The organism is Nocardia sp. NPDC056564 (genome assembly GCF_042793755.1).
Classification (GTDB): Bacteria; Actinomycetota; Actinomycetes; order Mycobacteriales; family Mycobacteriaceae; genus Nocardia.
Map to the genome: position 1 here is coordinate 726,609 of NZ_JBHTUR010000004.1, position 16,203 is coordinate 742,811.

Sequence of the window (16,203 nt, forward strand, 5' to 3'; positions counted from 1 at the left end):
CTGCTAGCCTTCCCGACGCTTCGTTATCGACCTGTGTTCGGTGTAACTGCACGGCCTGTGTGCGTGCTTTGGCAAAAGGATAAGGCGATGATCGACGAGACCTTCGACGACTATTTGGACGACCAGGGCAATATCAAAATCCGCGGTGACAAGACCCTGATCGACTTCGTCGACAAGCACAGCGCGGAGAACGGCGACGACCTCGCCTACCGCTATATCGACTATTCGCGGGAACGCGATGGCGAGTACCACGAGCTGACCTGGCGGCAGTTCGGTGTCCGGCTACGAGCCGTGGCGGCTCGGCTGCAACAGGTGACCAAGCCCGGTGACCGGGTGGCGATTCTGGCGCCGCAGGGGCTCGACTACGTCGTCTCCATCTTCGCGGCCGTCTACGCGGGCAATATCGCGGTGCCGCTGTTCGACCCGGAGGAGCAGGGGCACACCGACCGGCTCACCGCGGTGCTCAGCGACTGCACGCCGGCGGCGATCCTCACGGTCGGCTCCGCGGCGGGCGGTGTGCGGAACTTCTTCCGGCATCTGCCCGCGGCGCAACGGCCGCGGATCATTGCGGTGGAAGCGATTCCGGACAGCGTCGGCGCGATGTGGGTGCGGCCGGATATCAATATCGACAGCGTGGCCTACCTGCAATACACCTCCGGTTCCACCAGAACGCCCGCGGGCGTGGAGATCACGCACCGGGCGGTCGGCACCAATCTGTTGCAGATGATCGATGCCATTGGCGTGAAAGAGAATTCGCGCGGCGTCACCTGGCTGCCGCTGTTCCACGACATGGGCCTGCTGTGCGTGATTCTGCCGACCGTCGGCGGCGGATTCATCACCATTATGTCGCCGAGCGCGTTCGTCCGCCGCCCCTATCGCTGGATCAAGGAACTGGCCGCGGCCTCCGACGGCGCCGGAACATTCGCCGCGGCACCGAATTTCGCCTTCGAGCACGCGGCGGCGCGGGGTAAGCCGAAGCCGGGCGAAGAACTCGACCTGTCGAATGTGATCGGTTTGATCAACGGCAGCGAGCCGGTGTCGGTGTCGTCGATGAACAAGTTCAACGAGGCGTTCGCGCCGTACGGGCTGCCGAAAACGACGATCAAACCCTGCTACGGCATGGCCGAGGCGACGCTGTTCGTGTCGGCGACCAAGGCCGAGGACGCGGCCAGGGTGGTGTATGTCGATCGCGCCCAGCTGAATTCGGGCCGGATGGTCGAGGTCGAGCAGGGCGCCGACAATTCGATCGCCCAGGTGTCCTGTGGATATGTGGCGTTGTCGCAGTGGGCCACCATCGTCGATCCGGACACCGGGGTCGAGCGCGCCGACGGCGAGGTCGGCGAGATCTGGCTGCACGGCGAGAACATGGGCATCGGCTACTGGGGCAAGCCGGAGGAAACCGCGGCCACCTTCCGGGCCAAGCTGACCGCTCGCCAGCCGGAAGGCAGTCACGCGGAGGGCACAGCCGAGGACGCGCACTGGATGCGGACCGGCGATTACGGCGCCTATCTCGACGGGGAGCTCTACATCACCGGCCGGGTGAAGGACCTGGTGATCGTGGACGGTCGCAATCACTACCCGCAGGACCTGGAGTTCTCCGCGCAGGAATCCAGTACCGCGCTGCGGCCCGGTTTCGTCGCGGCGTTCTCGGTGCCGGCCAACGAGCTGCCTGCGCTGGTGTTCGAGAAGGGCAGCCACTCCGGCCTGAGGTTCGACGCCGACGACAACTCCGAGCAGTTGGTCATCGTCGCCGAGCGCAACACCGGCGCGGGCAAGCTCGAAACCGAGCCGGTCGCGGACACGGTTCGCGCCGCCGTCTCGCAGCGCCACGGCGTCACCGTTCGCGATGTGCTGCTGGTGCCCGCTGGTTCGATTCCGCGCACCTCCAGCGGCAAGATCGCCCGCCGGGCCTGCCGTGCCGCGTATCTGGACGGCACGCTGCGCGGTGGCTACCAGCAGCAGGCCTTCCCGGACGCACCGGCCGAGCGGGAAAGCGCGGGCGTCGGCTAGCGCCGGACCGCGTTCGGATATTCGAATTCACCGACCTCGGCGCCCAGGATCTGGGCGCCGAGGTCGTTCGCTGTGCCGTCCCCGTGGAGCGCGTCCACCGCCGCGCGCGTCATCCAGCGCTCGTGCACATCGACCCGCTCCGGGGCGACCGAATGCCTTGACCTCGACATTACTCGAGGTTGTTTGCTGGGTACATGACGGACGGCGCGACCTGCGGACCAGCGGTGATATCCAGCACGAACGCGGGCGCGGGGGAATCGCCGGGCCCGGAAAATCGGTTGGCTGATCGGGGTGATGCTGCCACCCTGAAATGTCGGACCTCGGTGCGAACATCACCGAGTGCGCCGATTCCCGCCGCCACCATCCACAGACCTCTAGGGGGCACTATGTCAGTCGCACTGGACGTCGCAACCGTCGATCCGGAGGCCGACAGACCTGAGCGGCCCGCCGCGTCCGCGCCGGGCCGCCTGCAATCGCTGCGCCGTTTCTGGCCGTACGTGCGCCCGTACCGGCGCGCGCTGCTCGGCGCGACCACGCTCGCGGTCCTCTCGTCGCTGACCGCGGTCGTCATCCCGTTGATCATCGCCAAGATCATCGACGGACCCATCGCGCGCCGTGATTTCGCGGGCGTGTTCGCGCCGGTCGCGCTGGTGCTCGCGCTCGGCCTGCTGGAAGCCTTCGGCGTCTGGGGCCGCCGCTGGCTGGTGTCCAAGCCGGCCACGATGGTCGAGATCACCATGCGCGCCAAGATCTTCCGCAAGTTGCAGTCGCTGGCGATCGGGCGGCACGACGCCTGGGAGTCGGGCCAGCTGCTCTCGCGCGCGGTGGACGACATGGCCACCCTGCGCCGCTTCGTCGCGTTCGCCGGGCCGTTCCTGATCATCCACTTCGTGCTGATCCCGGTCGGCCTGCTGGTCTTGCTGTTCCTGAACTGGCAGATCGGGCTGATCTTCGTGATCATCGCGATCCCGTTGACCTACATCTGCATTCGCTTCGAGCGCGAGTACTCGATCGCGTCGCGCCGGTCCCAGGACCAGTCCGGCGACCTGGCCACCACCGCCGAGGAATCGGCGCAGGGCGTGCGCGTGCTGAAGGCGTTCGGGCGCGGGGTGTTCTTCGGCGGCCGGTTCCTCGCGCAGTCGCGCGAGTTGCAGAAGACCGAGATGTACAAGGTGCGCCTGGACGCGCGGCTGTGGTCGGCCATGACCGGTCTGCCGCAGCTGGCCATCGCGTTCGCGCTCGGTTACGGCGGCTACGCCGTGGTGCAGGGCACGATGACGCTCGGCACCCTGGTCGCGGCGATCACGCTGGCGAACTTCCTGCAGTGGCCGATCATCTGGACCGGCTTCCTGCTCGCCGAGCTGAACGACGCGCGCACCGCGGGCGACCGGTACTGGGAGATCATCGACACCCCGGTCGACATCGCCGATCCGGCCGACCCGGTGGAGCTGCCGGAGACGGTGGTCGGCGAATTGCGTTTGGACGGGGTGAAGTTCGCCTTCCCGGACGCGAAAGAGGAGGTGCTGCACGATGTCTCGCTCAAGATTCGCCCCGGTGAGACGGTCGCGCTGGTCGGCGCGACCGGTAGCGGAAAGACCGCGCTGCTCAACCTGATTCCGCGGCTCTACGACGTGTCCGGCGGCGTGATCACCATCGACGGCATCGACATCGCGACCATGCGGCTGGCCGACCTGCGCTCGCTGGTGTCGGTCGCGTTCGAGGAGCCGGTGCTGTTCTCGGCGAGCGTGCGGGAGAACGTCGCGCTCGGCGATCCGTCCGCCACCGACGCCGACGTGCGGCGCGCGCTGGACGTCGCGCAGGCCACCGAGTTCGTGGACAACCTGCCGTGGGGGCTGGACACCAGGATCGGCGAGCAGGGACTCAGCCTGTCCGGCGGCCAGCGCCAGCGGCTCGCGCTGGCCCGCGCCGTGCTGAGCGGGGCGGGCGAGAGCCGGGGGACGGCAGCAGGCGGCGCCGACGGGGCGGGCGAACTCCGGCGCAACCGGATCATGGTGCTCGACGACCCGCTGTCCGCGCTCGACGTGGAAACCGAGGAGCGGGTGCAGGAACAGCTGCGCACCGTGCTGGCCGGCGCGACGACATTGCTCGTCGCGCACCGCCCGTCGACGGCCGCGCTGGCCGATCGGGTCGCGGTGCTGGCCGACGGCCGGATCGTCGCCGAGGGCACCCACGATCAATTGCTGCGCAGCAGCAGCCGATATCGAGAACTGATGGGCGGTGAGCAGCAGTGAGCACGGAGACTATCGCGTCGAAAGACGCGGTGACGGAAAAAGATTCGGCCGTCCAGCGGGACGAGGCCGCCGATTGGCGCGGCATCGCCAGCGAGGACAAGGAGGTCACCCAGGCCGGAAACCTGGTGCTGGCCGGGCGATCCCGGCGCCTGCTGCTCGACCTGGTCCGCCCGTATCGCAAGCTGGCGGCGCTCGCGCTGGTGCTCATCGTGGTGGACAACGCCGCGATGGTGTCCGCGCCGCTGTTCATCGCGCACGGGCTCGACAACGGCATCGGCGAAGGGCGCAAAGGGAATTGGACCCCGCTGATCTGGGCGGTCGGCGGGTACTTCACCGCCGTGCTGATCGGCGGACTGACCACCTTCCTGTTCCTGCGGGTGTCCGGCAGGCTCAGCCAGAGTGTGTTGTTCGACCTGCGGGTGCGCTCGTTCACGCACATGCAGCGGCTCAGCGTCGCCTTCCACGAGAAGTACACCTCGGGCAAGGTCGTCGCGCGGCTGACCGGCGACATCGAGACCCTCCAGGAGCTGCTGGAGGGCGCGCTGAATCAGGCGCTGAGCGCGATCCTCTCGGTGCTGACCATCGCGGTGCTGCTGATCTACCTGGATCTGACGCTGGCCGCGATCGTGCTGGCCGGCTTCGTGCCGCTGGTGTTCGTCACCCGGTGGGCGCAGCGCAGGCAGCGGGCGAGCTACCGGCACACCCGCGGCGCCATCGCGAAGGTGGTCGTGCAGTTCGTCGAGTCGATGGGCGGCATGCGTGCGGTGCAGACATTCCGCCGCGAGCAGCGCAACGAGTCGGTGCTCGCCTACGAGGACGGCGACTACCAGCAGGCCACCACCAAGGCCATGCGCGGCATGGGCGACTACGCCGGACTGAGCAGGCTGCTCGGCAACCTGACCACGGTGATCATCATCGTGGTCGGCGCGTGGCAGGTGATCGAGGGCCACATCGCGGTCGGCGTGCTCGCGGCATACCTGCTGTACCTCAACGAGTTCTACGGTCCGCTCGACGAGCTCGCGCAGGTGTTCAACTCGTATCAGTCCGCGGCCGCGGCGCTGGAGAAGATCTCCGGCGTGCTCGAGGAGGAGCCCTCGGTGGCCGAGCCGACCGACCCGACGCCGGTGGCGAAGGCCGACGGCGCGGTGCTGATGGATCGGGTGTCGTTCGGTTACGGCGACGAGCGGCAGGTGCTGCCGGAGTTCTCCCTGGACATCCCGGCGGGACAGGTGGTCGCGCTGGTCGGCGCCACCGGTGCGGGCAAGTCGACGCTGGCCAAGCTGCTGACCCGGTTCTACGACCCGTCCGCGGGCACGGTCACCCTGGACGGGGTCGATCTGCGCCGGATCTCCGACGCCGACCTGCGCCGCAATGTCGTGATGGTCACCCAGGAGTCCTACCTGTTCTCCGGCTCGGTGGCCGACAACATCCGGCTCGGCCGGCCGGACGCCACCGACGCGGAGGTGTTCGCGGCGGCCCGCGCGGTCGGGCTGTACGACTTCGTGCAGGCGCTGCCCGAGGGCTTCGACACCGACGTGCGCAAGCGCGGCGGGCGGCTGTCCGCCGGGCAGCGGCAGCTGGTCGCGTTCGCCCGGGTGTTCTTGGCCGACCCGGCGGTGATCGTGCTGGACGAAGCCACCTCCAGCCTGGACATCCCGGGTGAGCGGTTGGTGCAGCAGGCACTGGAGACGGTGCTGCGCGGTCGGACCGCGGTGATCATCGCCCACCGGTTGTCCACCGTGGCCATCGCTGACCGGGTGCTGGTGCTGGAATCCGGGCGGATCGTGGAGGACGGCACCCCGGCCGAGCTGATCGCGGGCACCGGCCGGTTCGCCAGCTTGCACGCGGCGTGGCGGGAATCGCTGGTGTGATGCGAGCTGATGTGGTGCGGCCTACGGCTCGGTGTCGCTTACGGTAGATACGTGACGATCCCAGCCTCCGAGAGCCAAGCCTCTGGCCCCGATACGCCACCGGCCTCCCGTTGGCCGGCGATTCTCACCTGGCGCGCGCACAACGCGTCCCGGATGGAGTCGGTCCGCGTGACGTTGAACGGCAATCGCATCCGCGCCGCCGGTCGCATGATCGGCGGCGCGTGCGACGACCATCCGGCGTTCAGCGCGTCCTACGACCTGGTCACCGACGAGAGCGGCGCGACCAAGCGCCTGTCGTTGCGCACCACGACCGCGGCCGGTGAGCGGCACGCGTCGATCGCCAGGGACGAGGAGAACTACTGGCTGGTGGACGCGGGCGGCAGCCACGTGCGCTCGACCTTCGCCGGCGCGCTCGACGTCGACGTGGTGCTCAGCCCGTTCTTCAACACGCTGCCGATCCGCCGCTTCGACCTGCAGCACGCGGTGCACGACGTCCAGGTTCCGGTCGTCTACGTGCGCCTGCCCGACCTGTTGGTCCAGGAAGCCAGCCTGACCTACAGCGCGGCCGCCGACGGCATCAGCGTGCTGTCCCCGGTCTCCAGCGCGACGGTCACCGTCGATGCCGACGGCTTCCTGCTCGACTACCCGGGGCTCGCCGAGCGCATCTGACAATTCCCGGGCGTCAGTTCAACCGGGTGATAACCCCGCCGCGCTGTCCGGCGTCGCGTAAGTTCGCCAGCCAATTGTGGTCGCCGGGGTGGATATCGGTGATTTCCCATCGTTGCGCGGTTTCGTAGCGTTCCCGCGCGTCGTGACCGGCTTCGACGAGATCGGCCAGCGAATTGTCCGCGCGCAGGCTGTCCCGGGCGGCGCCGAGCACCGTGAGCGTTTCCTCCAGCACCGCCAGCAGGGCCGCGGAATTCGGTTCGCAAATGGCGCGCACGAGATCGGGGGCGGTGGCCGCGACCCGGGTTCCGTCCCGGAACGAGCCGGCCGCCAGCCCGAGCGCGAGCGCGCCGCCCGCCGCCCCGACCGAGGCCAGCGCCTCGGCCAGCACGTGCGGCAGATGCGAGATCCGGGCGACCGCGCGGTCGTGCTCGTCCGCGACCACCGGAACGACCACCGAGCCACAGTCCAGCGCCAGCCGGGCCACCCTGGTCCACGCCTGGGCATGGGTGCCCTCGTCCACGCCGACCGCCCACACGGCGTCGCGGAACAGGCCGGAATCGGTGGCGGCCCATCCGGATTCGGCGGTTCCGGTCATCGGATGCCCGCCGACGTAGCGGGCCGACAGCCCCTCCCTGCGCACCGCCTCGGCCACCGGAGCCTTCACGCTGACCACATCGGTCAGCACGCAGCGCGGCGCGTAGGTGGCGATGGCGGAGAGCATTCGTCCGACCGCGGGCATCGGCACCGCGATGACGATCAGCGCGTCCTCGTCGGCGGCCCGGGTCAGCGCCGCGGGCAGGTCTTCGATCACATCGAAGCCGTCCCCCCGGGCGGCCGCAGCGCCTGCCGCGGACCGGTTGAACCCCCAAGCCGCATACCCGGCGCCGACGGCGGCACGCAGCAGGGAACCGCCGATCAAGCCGGTTCCGAGGACACACACGGACGCTTTCTCAGCAGAAGTCACCTGAACAGATTCGCATACGACTTCAACATTTCGGCTCGGGCAGACTACCGTTGCGGCCATGGCAGCACAGCGCTCGGGCACGAATAGGGCGGCGTCGGATGATTACGACGACGTAGAAGGGTTCGCAGTGGCGGTTGTCCGCGAAGAAGGCAAATGGCGGTGCAGCCCGCTGAGCCACGATGCGCTTACGGATTTGTCCGCAGCGGAAAACGAACTGAAGGCCTTGCGCAGCTCGGGTGCCGTTTTCGGCCTGCTCGACATCGACGACGAGTTCTTCATCGTGGTCCGGCCCGCGCCCAGCGGCACCCGGATGCTGGTTTCGGACGCGACCGCCGCCATTGATTACGACATCGCCGCGGACGTCCTCGACGCCCTGAATGTGGAAATCCCGGACATCGACCCGGACGAGCTCGACGACATCGAGCCGTGGGAAGAGGGCGACCTCGGCGTGCTCGCCGATCTGGGCCTGCCCGAACCGGTGCTCAGCGTCATCCTCGCCGACACCGACCTCTACCCGGACGAGCAGCTCGGCATGATCGCCCAACGCCTCGGCTTCGCCGACGAACTCTCGGCGGTGCTGGACAAGCTGCCTCGCTGACGTGGCCGGGCCTTCGGACACCGACATGGTGCGTGCCGCGATCGCCGCGGCCGCCGATGCCGACCCTCGCGACGTTCCCGTCGGCGCAGTCGTATTCGACTCCGCCGGTAGGGAACTCGCGCGCGCGGCGAACGCCCGCGAAGCCCTCGGCGACCCCACCGCGCACGCCGAGGTGTTGGCGTTGCGTCGGGCCGCCGAGGTACACGGCGACGGCTGGCGCCTCGAGGGCGCCACCCTCGCCGTCACCCTGGAACCCTGCACCATGTGCGCCGGCGCCCTGGTGCTCGCCCGCGTCTCTCGCCTCGTCTTCGGCGCGTGGGAACCCAAGACCGGCGCCGTCGGCTCGCTCTGGGACGTCGTCCGCGACCGCCGCCTCAACCACCGCCCCCAGGTCCGCGGCGGCATCCTCGAACCCGACTGCGCCGCCCTCCTCGACACCTTCTTCCGCCCCCAGCGCTGACCCGCCCGTGCCCCACATCACACCAGTCCACGAGTTGCCCAGGCGATTTAGCGATCAGCCCCCGGTCCGGTATGGTTATCGGCGGTGGCGTGTCCGAGCGGCCTAAGGAGCACGCCTCGAAAGCGTGTGAGGGGTAACCCCCCTCCGAGGGTTCAAATCCCTCCGCCACCGCTCTAGCCTCTCACCTGTTCCGGCAGGTGGGAGGCTTTTTCTTCCCCACAGAACGCGCGCTTCTCCGCCGTGCCCACTTTTTGCCCACACACGGTCGGCGCGTACGCCTTGTCCATGGTGTTAGCGAGCTTGTCAGGATCGTCGTCGAACAGGTCGAGAAACTGGTCAAGCTGCTCACCGAATGCGCCGCCTTGCGCAGCCGATGCACCGCTGCCGAGACCCGCCGGAACGAACTGTTCGAGGAGCCTTGCGACACCGAAGCCCAGCAGGCCGACGATGCTGCTGCCGCCCTCGCTGCCCGCGCCGGTAAACCCATACCCAAACCAAAAGCTGTACCGGCCCTTGCTGAGGCCCGCGCGAACGCTGGGCGGCGCCTTGGCCGCCCAAGCGCACCGCCGTAACACAGGTCACCCAAGAATGCCTCGAGGAGCAATGGCGGGTTCGTCACGACTCTGTCGATCCGCGACCCGATCTCCTCGCCGAACTCATCCCGGCGGCCGAGCGCCTTTGCCGCCGACTGCGAGTCAGGGACCTGGGTGCGGATTTCTTGCGGGAGTGCCGGTTCCTGGTGCGATGCTGTGCGGGTGACTCCGTGGCTCCCGCTGATCAGCTCGCTCATCATCGCCTCGGTGACGCTCTTCGGTGTCCGAATCAACAACCGTACAAACCGAACTGCGATCTTTGTGGCTGAGGAGCGCGAGTACCGCAAGTGGCAACGAGAGACCGTGCTCCGTCAATGCACTGACGCGGTCGAGACTGCGCTGACCGCCGAGGATGCGTATCGACATTGGCTCAAGGACTCGGCGAGAGATCTCGATGAGCTGAGAGCGATGACGTTCGAATACTCGCGCAAGCTCTGCACGAACGCCTCCGTGCTTGAGATGCTCAATGCGCACAAGGTCGCCGGGATGTGCACGAGCTTGCAGCAGCTAGTTTGGTCTCTGTGGGAATCGGGCGAGGATCTTGTGGATAAACACTTCCCGTACGACACTGCGGGCTTCTTCGATGAATTGGTGAATATCGATGAAATCCGGTGCGCCCTCGTGCAGTTCGCGAATGCTGAGGTGCACGGGACCGGCCGCGACAGCGGGGATGAGATCAGCCCCATGCGAGCACGTTTCCTGCGCGCCCACCGGCCATCCGAGTGAGCGCCGGGCGTCGCTGCGCTGCTTGGTGCACACCTCGTGAGCGGTCTAACTCGGACTGCAACGCCACGGGTGGTCGAGCAAGGATTGCCATGCTGACGCCCAGGGGAAGCGGCTCCTGTGATCATCACCGGACTTGGGTTCATGAGGTGGATCCTCAGCCAACACGGTTACGCCCCATTCCGACAGCTTGCGTACTGCCTCTCCGATCGGTGGAAAGCTGATCAGCGCCCGATTTGCGAACGGCACTGCAACCACGGGTATCCGAAGACCGATGCCCTCCATCAATAGACCGAGCGGCAAGGTGTCCGAGATTCCCGCAGCCCACTTCGCAAGCGAGTTCGAAGTGATCGGCGCGACGATGATTCCATCGGCGGGTGGAAGGGCATCCGGCGCGTTCGGGTCCTTGTACTGGCTGCGCACTGCGTGGCCTGTTTTTGCCGTTAGGTCATCGGCGTCGATGAACCGCAGGCCGTTCGGCGATGCGATCACGCAGACGTCCCAGCCGTCCGCGTGTGCCAGATCGATCAGTTTGTCGACATCTCGGGCGACTCGTGCACCGGTAACGATGGCGTACAGGACGGGCGCTCCGTTCTCGTTCACGAGCTCATCGTCTCAGCACCAACAGCTACAAGTCACACACTCGGCGGGGTGAGCCGTAGGTCAGAGGGTCACGCCGACCCATCGCGCGAATGCTCCCAGGCTGTCGCTGCGTCGGCGCTCGGCCGCAGCGATCCCGTACACAGTCTCGCGGACTCCAGGGTGGAGTTTGGTCTGCTGGGGCGCGATGCTGCGTGCGGCGTTGAGCGCTTTGAGTGCGTTGTCTGTTCGGCCAGCGAGTAGCCAGGCGCGGGCCGTGTCTTGCCAATGATGGCCCGCTCGCGGCGGTGCGATATCGTTCGGCAGTTGCAACGCCGATCCGTCACGCGCGGCTCTGCCGGGGTCGCCTGCCTCTAATTCGACTGCGCAGGAGTGGATTTCGGTGTTCGCCTTGCTGAACACGGTGCCGTAGGAGTCGCGTTCGCCCTCGATGTAGCGGGCTAGCTTTCTCGCCTCGCTGATGTGGTCACGAGCGGTACCGAGTCGGCGATCACGAGCGGAAATGATCGCCCCGGACAGATGGGTGAACCCGAGAACTTCGACTGAGGCGGGATCGTTGTCGCTGATCTGGCCAAGGGCCTGTTCGACCAGTTGGAGACCGACATCGCTGGACCCGTAGTACATCAACACTTTTGCCCGCCGGGGCTTGGCCTGCACGGCGTACAGCGGATCGTCGGCTTGCGCGGCGGCCCATTCCAAACGATCCAGCGACGGCAACGTGAGTGTCATGAAACCAAAACGATGTGTCAGCCGCTCCGACTGGATATACGCATGGGCCAAGAGCGAGAAGATTCGACCGCGTTCGGCATCGTTCGATGCTTCGTGCAACGCGCCATACAACTGACGAATCAGCACGGGGAGTCGGGTTAATGCAGTACGGCCCTTGTCATTTCGGTACGCGCGGTTGATCTCGGCCAAGGATTTGGTGAGTTGCGTGAGTGGCGGCGGTTCGAGCGGTCGGACGTATGTGCCTTCAGCCAAGATGGCGCGCAGTTCGGTAAGACCGTCGAGTGGCCCGTCCTCTTCGAGAGTGTCGTAGTACGGCGTCCCTGTCAGTTGCTCCGGCTCGATACCAAGCGCTCTCGCGGCAGCGGCAACGAATCCCGGTGACGCCGGTTCGCGCCCCTGCTCGACTGCCTTGACCATGCTGAGGCTGTAGGCGGCGCGAGTAGCCAATTGTCGTTGGCTGAGTCCGGCTACCTTGCGTTCGGCGGCAATGCGCCGCCCTGCATGGCCCATGTTTCGAGCGTAGATCGATCAACGCGCTCTGTCCCTCTACTGACCCTTGACGGCCTCGCCAGCTACGAAGCTGATTTCAGCCTCGCCGCCGGGTCGAACGGTTCGCTAGCTCCCCGGCGGTGGGTGCCACCCAACGACATCGAACACGGCAGGGGTGAAGCGGTGGGGTTCAACTGGTGGCGGGAGACCGAGTCGGACGGCACGTCCGTCCAAGAGATCGTGGATCGCGTCCAAGCTGAGTGGCGGGCCGAGCAACGCCGGATGCAAGTCAAGAAGAGCTACCCCGTCGACGCCGGACTATGGCCGCAGGGATGGCCGCACGAGGCACCCGACCGCCCACTGAGCGTGCCGAAGCGCACGTCACCATGCAGCGTCACCGGGAATGCCGCGTCGACGGCTGCCCGCGTAAGGCAGCGGCACGGCAAACGCTGATTGCTGCCGGGCGCATGAAGCCGGACTCATCACGAGAGCGCTGAACGACACGGTCTGTTCGGGAGCCGAAACAGCGCGGCCAGCCTCGGTTTTGGAGCCTGGCCGCGCTGTATTTCTGCCCACATTCTGCCCGCAATCGCCCACAGACTGCCGTGATTGAGGGTGAATCACTGTGATGTGTTTCAGCTGGTAGACCCGTTTCCGGCGCTCTCACCAGCAGCACTAGAAGGGTTCAAATCCCTCCGCCACCGCCAAAAAGCCCCGCGTCCGTGTGAACGGATGCGGGGCTTTTTCTTGCCTATGGCGACTATCCGATTTTGATGCAGGAGCTGCCGGTGTCGAGGCCGGTGCCGGCGACGGTGACCGTGGTGAATTTTGTCGAGGTGTATTTGCCCGGTTCGCTTTGGATGGCGGTGATGTTCTGGGGGCCGGGGCGGGTGGGGGTCCAGGTGGTGGTGACGGTGTTGTTCGCGGGGTGGTGGACGGGGTCGCCGGGGAGGCGTTCGCCGTTGCCGGGGATGACGCCGCCGGAGAGCCAGAAGAAGACCGAGGCGGGGTTGTCGGATAGGTCGGTGACCGTGGCGGTGATGGTGTAGCGGCAGCCGGTGACGATGCCCTCGGAACCCGCGGTGACGCTCACGCCGGTCACCTCGGCGTTGGCCGGTGCACCGGTCAGTGCGGCGGTGACGGAGACGGCTGCTAGGGCCGCCGCGCTCACCGCGGCTCGAGTATGGGACCTGCTCATCGTGCTGACCTCCCTGACTGGAATTTCACGATTGCCTCACCGTTGATGCTGACCCAGTCCAGCAGACCGTGCAATCGATCCGCCACTTCCATGCCCATCGGGGTCAGTGAGTAGGTGACCTGCGGGGGAGTGGTCGGTTCCACGGTGCGGTCGGTGAGGCCGTAATCGGTGAAGGTGCGCAGGTTCTGCGACAGCATCTTCTCGCTGATGCCGCCGATGTGGTCGCGCAGGGCGTGGAAGCGCATCGGGCCGTCGCGCAGGGCGGTCAGGACCAGCACACCCCAACGACTGGTGAGCTTGTCCAGGACGGTGCGGCCGGGACAGTCGCTATCGAATATCGAGTGCCGCGTGGTACCGGGCGAGCCGACGGCCAGGGAACCTACCTTCATGACTAGAGCTTACTTTCAGGTACGCCCTTACAAAAGGTTAGCCGCCTTCGTATGGTGAGCTCATGGCACAGACGAAGAAGGTTTTGGTGATCGGGTCGACCGGTCACGTTGGCGGACAAGTTGTTTCGCAGCTCGCACAGGCCGGGGTGGATATTCGCGCGTTGGCGCGTACGCCCGCGGCGGCGTCGTTTCCGGCGAGTGTCGAGGTCGTTCCCGGCGATCTGACCGCGCCGGAAACCTTGGTTCCCGCGCTGGACGGGGTGGACGCGGTGTACCTGACTTGGCCGAACCTGCCCGGCGAGGCCGCCGAGTCGGTGATCGAGGTGATCGCCGGGCACGCGAAGCGTATCGTCCTGCTCTCCTCCGCCGCGGTCCGCGACGACGTGGCCGAGCAGGACAACCCGATCGGCCGGGTGCACGCGCTCGTCGAACAACCGATCCGGGATTCCGGTCTCGAGTGGACTTTCCTGCGCCCCTACGGGTTTGCGACCAACACGCTGGAATGGGCGACACAGATCCGCGCCGGCGACGTGGTCCGCGGCGCGTACGGCGCCGCGGCGAGCACCCTGCTGCACGAGGCGGACATCGCCGCGGTCGCGGTGCTCGCGCTGACCACCGACGAGCACATCGGGGCCCGCTACGAACTCAGCGGTCCGACCTCGCTGAGCCGGGCCGAGCAGGTCGCCACCATCGGCGCGGCGATCGGCCGTCCGCTCACCTGGGAGGAGATCTCCCCGGCGCGGGCAAAAGCGCAGATGGATTGGCTACCAGCGGAATTCGCCGATTTCGTGCTCAACGGACTGGCCGAGATGGTCGACTCACCGGGCCGGCCGACATCCACGATCCAGGAGGTCACCGGCGCACCCGCCCGCAGTTACGCGCAGTGGGCCGCCGACCACGCCGCCGACTTCTCTTGACCCCCACCGCGATGTAGGTCAGGTGCCGCGGGAGAAGATCCGGATCGGCAGCGGCACCTGATACCCGGCCGCCTTGATGAATTTGGCTCCGCCCCTGGCTTCCTCGGGCGCCAGCGCTTGCGCACCGAACGCGTTCAGCATCCGATTGATGACCCCGAACGTGGTACCCACCCACACCGCCTCGTCGAAGGCCGCGGCGGAGACGCCCGCCTGCCGGACCTGGTCCGCGTCCTCCGGGGTGAGTCCATCCGGGTCGCGGGCCAGCTTCCGGAGGAACCCGAGCATGGCCCGCGCCTCGGGCCTTAGCGGCGAGTCCGCTCCGTCCCGCAGGGCCAGGTCCACGACCTGGATGTCCACGTAGGCACCGGCGATCGCGTGATGTGCCGAGGTGCAGAACGGGCACTCGTTCGCCTGCGAAGTCCCGGTCGCGAAGATCTCGCGTTCGGCCACCGTCCAGAACGAGGGCCCGCGCATGGCCTGCTGGATGAGGTCCGACAGTGGCGTCCCGAAGAAATGATTCCGATAGAACGTCACCTTCAACACCGCGGGCAGGTCTATCTTGCTGAACCGCCGCATCATGCCGAACATCAATCGGGTCGGCCGGTCATGTCCGGATTCGACTGCCTCGAGCCACATTTCAACGCCCTCCCCACGCACGCCGGGCGGCCCGCAGCCGCCGATCGGCGGCACCGTAGGCCGCGACGGCCGCCGCCTCGAAGATCTCGTCGTCGCTGTGCCCGGCCGCCGTCAGCCCGGTGACGGTCGCCTCGGTGACCCGGTACGAACGCTCCGCGACCAGGTCGGCGAACGCGGCCAGCTCGGCAGGAATGCCGTCGCCACCCGCCGAATCGGTGGTCCGCCTGCGGATCTCCCGACGAACCTCGGCCGGTAGTCGTCCGCGCTCGGACTCGAGTTGCTCACCGAACCGCTGCCACCTGTCCGCCATCGACCGCGCCATCGGCCCATTGTCCCCCCGATTGCCTTGCTGCCCGGGCTTATTCGGCTTTCGGGTGCTCCGGCCGCAGCACCACGGTGTGTCGATCGAGGTCGACACCGAACGGTGGCGCGCCGTCGGCCTGCTCGTCGCGCAGCATCGACACGGACTCGCGGTGGTCGAGTTCCATCCGCTTGGTTGCGTAGAACAGCGCCGTGAATTCGTCGGTGAAGGTGCCGGAGATCGGGGTCCGGCGGCGCTTGCGCCGCCTGCCTAAGGTCAGCTCGTAGAGCGCGACGAGCATCAGCAAGATGATCCACCCCGGGATCCACCATTGCAGTACCGATGCCATATGTGCTCAACGAACCGGCAGGAAGAGGTGTTCCCGGTCACTGCGTTCGAGCCGGCGAGCAATAGTTTCGGCGGAACGGATATTTCGGGCGATCGGGGGTATACGCCGGATAGCTAAACGCGGGAAGGACGTGGTGGCCCATGCGCCGTCGTGCAGTCCGCTCGAGACCGATGAGCGAGAGAAACATGAGAATCGGAAGCATTATCGTCCTGGTCTGGTTGCTGATCGGCGTCGTCGCCGCAGCTCAGCGGGACTACTTCGACAGCGGGCCGGTGAATTGCGCCGGATTCGGCACCATCGCCGTCACCGTGATCGCGGGACCGCTCAACTACATGGGCGTGAACCCCAAGGTCGACGATTGCAATGTGCCGCAACCGAGTCCGTAATCCGCGAAACCGGTGAGCGCGTATCGCCCACCGGCTCAACCTGTTCGGCGACCTCGCGCCCCGTGCTGC

The 16,203-nt window shown here is 67.0% G+C and carries 19 protein-coding genes and 1 tRNA gene; 10 read left to right on the forward strand and 10 right to left on the reverse strand.

Annotated features, from left to right (window positions below; all coding sequences use genetic code 11):
* Positions 1–87 precede the first annotated feature (87 nt).
* Positions 88–2,010, forward strand: a complete 1,923-nt coding sequence (gene fadD32, locus ACFQ9K_RS14625; protein ID WP_378725706.1) for a long-chain-fatty-acid--AMP ligase FadD32 — start codon at positions 88–90, stop codon at positions 2,008–2,010.
* Here fadD32 and ACFQ9K_RS14630 read toward each other — a convergent pair.
* Complete coding sequence (locus ACFQ9K_RS14630; protein ID WP_378983189.1) at positions 2,007–2,180, reverse strand: hypothetical protein; 174 nt, start codon at positions 2,178–2,180, stop codon at positions 2,007–2,009. The genes fadD32 and ACFQ9K_RS14630 overlap by 4 nt on opposite strands.
* A gap of 216 nt (positions 2,181–2,396) precedes the next feature.
* Between ACFQ9K_RS14630 and ACFQ9K_RS14635 the strand changes: the two genes are divergently transcribed.
* Genes ACFQ9K_RS14635 through ACFQ9K_RS14645 form a run of 3 tightly spaced genes read left to right on the forward strand, consistent with a single transcriptional unit; the run spans position 2,397 to position 6,802 of the window.
* Positions 2,397–4,262 (forward strand): ABC transporter ATP-binding protein, encoded by a 1,866-nt coding sequence (locus ACFQ9K_RS14635; protein WP_378725604.1) that lies wholly within the window; start codon positions 2,397–2,399, stop codon positions 4,260–4,262.
* 29 nt (positions 4,263–4,291) lie between these two features.
* Entirely contained in the window at positions 4,292–6,133 is a 1,842-nt protein-coding gene (locus tag ACFQ9K_RS14640) for an ABC transporter ATP-binding protein (protein WP_378725606.1), read from the forward strand.
* 51 nt (positions 6,134–6,184) lie between these two features.
* Entirely contained in the window at positions 6,185–6,802 is a 618-nt protein-coding gene (locus ACFQ9K_RS14645; protein ID WP_150400648.1) for a putative glycolipid-binding domain-containing protein, read from the forward strand.
* Between the two features lie 13 nt (positions 6,803–6,815).
* Here ACFQ9K_RS14645 and ACFQ9K_RS14650 read toward each other — a convergent pair whose 3' ends face one another.
* Positions 6,816–7,766, reverse strand: coding sequence for a prephenate dehydrogenase (locus ACFQ9K_RS14650; protein WP_378725603.1), 951 nt, complete (start codon positions 7,764–7,766; stop codon positions 6,816–6,818).
* Between the two features lie 58 nt (positions 7,767–7,824).
* On the opposite strand from ACFQ9K_RS14650, the gene ACFQ9K_RS14655 reads away from it, so the two are divergent.
* From ACFQ9K_RS14655 to ACFQ9K_RS14665, 3 genes are all read left to right on the forward strand, one after another.
* On the forward strand, positions 7,825–8,364 hold the full coding sequence (locus ACFQ9K_RS14655; protein WP_150400650.1) for a tRNA adenosine deaminase-associated protein: 540 nt from the start codon (positions 7,825–7,827) through the stop codon (positions 8,362–8,364).
* Between the two features lie 25 nt (positions 8,365–8,389).
* The gene (locus tag ACFQ9K_RS14660) at positions 8,390–8,824 is read left to right on the forward strand and encodes a nucleoside deaminase (RefSeq protein ID WP_378725605.1); all 435 of its coding nucleotides are present in this window, start codon (positions 8,390–8,392) and stop codon (positions 8,822–8,824) included.
* Positions 8,825–8,907: 83 nt separating this feature from the next.
* Positions 8,908–8,995: transfer RNA gene (locus ACFQ9K_RS14665), tRNA-Ser, on the forward strand.
* Positions 8,996–8,997: 2 nt separating this feature from the next.
* On the opposite strand, the gene ACFQ9K_RS14670 is transcribed toward ACFQ9K_RS14665, so the two are convergent.
* A complete protein-coding gene (locus ACFQ9K_RS14670; RefSeq protein WP_378725602.1) occupies positions 8,998–9,399 on the reverse strand; it encodes a hypothetical protein in 402 nt (133 codons plus the stop codon).
* 180 nt (positions 9,400–9,579) lie between these two features.
* Here ACFQ9K_RS14670 and ACFQ9K_RS14675 point away from each other — a divergent pair, with 180 nt between their 5' ends.
* The gene (locus ACFQ9K_RS14675) at positions 9,580–10,143 is read left to right on the forward strand and encodes a hypothetical protein (protein ID WP_378725600.1); all 564 of its coding nucleotides are present in this window, start codon (positions 9,580–9,582) and stop codon (positions 10,141–10,143) included.
* A gap of 45 nt (positions 10,144–10,188) precedes the next feature.
* On the opposite strand, the gene ACFQ9K_RS14680 is transcribed toward ACFQ9K_RS14675, so the two are convergent.
* The 4 genes from ACFQ9K_RS14680 to ACFQ9K_RS14695 form a co-directional block, all read right to left on the reverse strand.
* Positions 10,189–10,743, reverse strand: coding sequence for a flavoprotein (locus ACFQ9K_RS14680; protein WP_378725598.1), 555 nt, complete (start codon positions 10,741–10,743; stop codon positions 10,189–10,191).
* Positions 10,744–10,803: 60 nt separating this feature from the next.
* Positions 10,804–11,979 (reverse strand): helix-turn-helix domain-containing protein, encoded by a 1,176-nt coding sequence (locus ACFQ9K_RS14685; RefSeq protein ID WP_378725596.1) that lies wholly within the window; start codon positions 11,977–11,979, stop codon positions 10,804–10,806.
* A gap of 739 nt (positions 11,980–12,718) precedes the next feature.
* Positions 12,719–13,156 (reverse strand): hypothetical protein, encoded by a 438-nt coding sequence (locus ACFQ9K_RS14690; RefSeq protein ID WP_378727070.1) that lies wholly within the window; start codon positions 13,154–13,156, stop codon positions 12,719–12,721.
* Positions 13,153–13,545, reverse strand: coding sequence for a winged helix-turn-helix transcriptional regulator (locus ACFQ9K_RS14695; protein WP_378727068.1), 393 nt, complete (start codon positions 13,543–13,545; stop codon positions 13,153–13,155). Before ACFQ9K_RS14695 ends, ACFQ9K_RS14690 begins: the two co-directional genes overlap by 4 nt.
* Before the next feature lie 62 nt (positions 13,546–13,607).
* Here ACFQ9K_RS14695 and ACFQ9K_RS14700 point away from each other — a divergent pair, with 62 nt between their 5' ends.
* Positions 13,608–14,462, forward strand: coding sequence for an SDR family oxidoreductase (locus ACFQ9K_RS14700; protein ID WP_378727066.1), 855 nt, complete (start codon positions 13,608–13,610; stop codon positions 14,460–14,462).
* Between the two features lie 18 nt (positions 14,463–14,480).
* On the opposite strand, the gene ACFQ9K_RS14705 is transcribed toward ACFQ9K_RS14700, so the two are convergent.
* Genes ACFQ9K_RS14705 through ACFQ9K_RS14715 form a run of 3 tightly spaced genes read right to left on the reverse strand, consistent with a single transcriptional unit; the run spans position 14,481 to position 15,748 of the window.
* Positions 14,481–15,098 carry a carboxymuconolactone decarboxylase family protein gene (locus ACFQ9K_RS14705; RefSeq protein ID WP_378727064.1) on the reverse strand — a complete coding sequence of 206 codons (618 nt, stop codon included), beginning with the start codon at positions 15,096–15,098 and terminating at the stop codon, positions 14,481–14,483.
* A gap of 1 nt (position 15,099) precedes the next feature.
* The gene (locus ACFQ9K_RS14710; protein WP_378727062.1) at positions 15,100–15,420 is read right to left on the reverse strand and encodes a hypothetical protein; all 321 of its coding nucleotides are present in this window, start codon (positions 15,418–15,420) and stop codon (positions 15,100–15,102) included.
* 37 nt (positions 15,421–15,457) lie between these two features.
* Positions 15,458–15,748 carry a DUF6191 domain-containing protein gene (locus ACFQ9K_RS14715; RefSeq protein ID WP_378727060.1) on the reverse strand — a complete coding sequence of 97 codons (291 nt, stop codon included), beginning with the start codon at positions 15,746–15,748 and terminating at the stop codon, positions 15,458–15,460.
* A 185-nt stretch (positions 15,749–15,933) separates the two neighbouring features.
* On the opposite strand from ACFQ9K_RS14715, the gene ACFQ9K_RS14720 reads away from it, so the two are divergent.
* Positions 15,934–16,134, forward strand: a complete 201-nt coding sequence (locus tag ACFQ9K_RS14720) for a hypothetical protein (RefSeq protein ID WP_167460303.1) — start codon at positions 15,934–15,936, stop codon at positions 16,132–16,134.
* Positions 16,135–16,203: the final 69 nt, after the last annotated feature.

Excerpts from the sequence above, each read along its gene's own strand:
- fadD32 (WP_378725706.1), top strand. The coding sequence starts at position 88 with ATGATCGACGAGACCTTCGACGACTATTTGGACGACCAGGGCAATATC.
- ACFQ9K_RS14630 (WP_378983189.1), bottom strand. The coding sequence starts at position 2,180 with ATGTCGAGGTCAAGGCATTCGGTCGCCCCGGAGCGGGTCGATGTGCAC.
- ACFQ9K_RS14635 (WP_378725604.1), top strand. The coding sequence starts at position 2,397 with ATGTCAGTCGCACTGGACGTCGCAACCGTCGATCCGGAGGCCGACAGA.
- ACFQ9K_RS14655 (WP_150400650.1), top strand. The coding sequence starts at position 7,825 with ATGGCAGCACAGCGCTCGGGCACGAATAGGGCGGCGTCGGATGATTAC.
- ACFQ9K_RS14660 (WP_378725605.1), top strand. The coding sequence starts at position 8,390 with ATGGTGCGTGCCGCGATCGCCGCGGCCGCCGATGCCGACCCTCGCGAC.
- ACFQ9K_RS14685 (WP_378725596.1), bottom strand. The coding sequence starts at position 11,979 with ATGGGCCATGCAGGGCGGCGCATTGCCGCCGAACGCAAGGTAGCCGGA.
- ACFQ9K_RS14690 (WP_378727070.1), bottom strand. The coding sequence starts at position 13,156 with ATGAGCAGGTCCCATACTCGAGCCGCGGTGAGCGCGGCGGCCCTAGCA.
- ACFQ9K_RS14695 (WP_378727068.1), bottom strand. The coding sequence starts at position 13,545 with ATGAAGGTAGGTTCCCTGGCCGTCGGCTCGCCCGGTACCACGCGGCAC.
- ACFQ9K_RS14700 (WP_378727066.1), top strand. The coding sequence starts at position 13,608 with ATGGCACAGACGAAGAAGGTTTTGGTGATCGGGTCGACCGGTCACGTT.
- ACFQ9K_RS14705 (WP_378727064.1), bottom strand. The coding sequence starts at position 15,098 with ATGTGGCTCGAGGCAGTCGAATCCGGACATGACCGGCCGACCCGATTG.
- ACFQ9K_RS14710 (WP_378727062.1), bottom strand. The coding sequence starts at position 15,420 with ATGGCGCGGTCGATGGCGGACAGGTGGCAGCGGTTCGGTGAGCAACTC.
- ACFQ9K_RS14715 (WP_378727060.1), bottom strand. The coding sequence starts at position 15,748 with ATGGCATCGGTACTGCAATGGTGGATCCCGGGGTGGATCATCTTGCTG.
- ACFQ9K_RS14720 (WP_167460303.1), top strand. The coding sequence starts at position 15,934 with ATGAGAATCGGAAGCATTATCGTCCTGGTCTGGTTGCTGATCGGCGTC.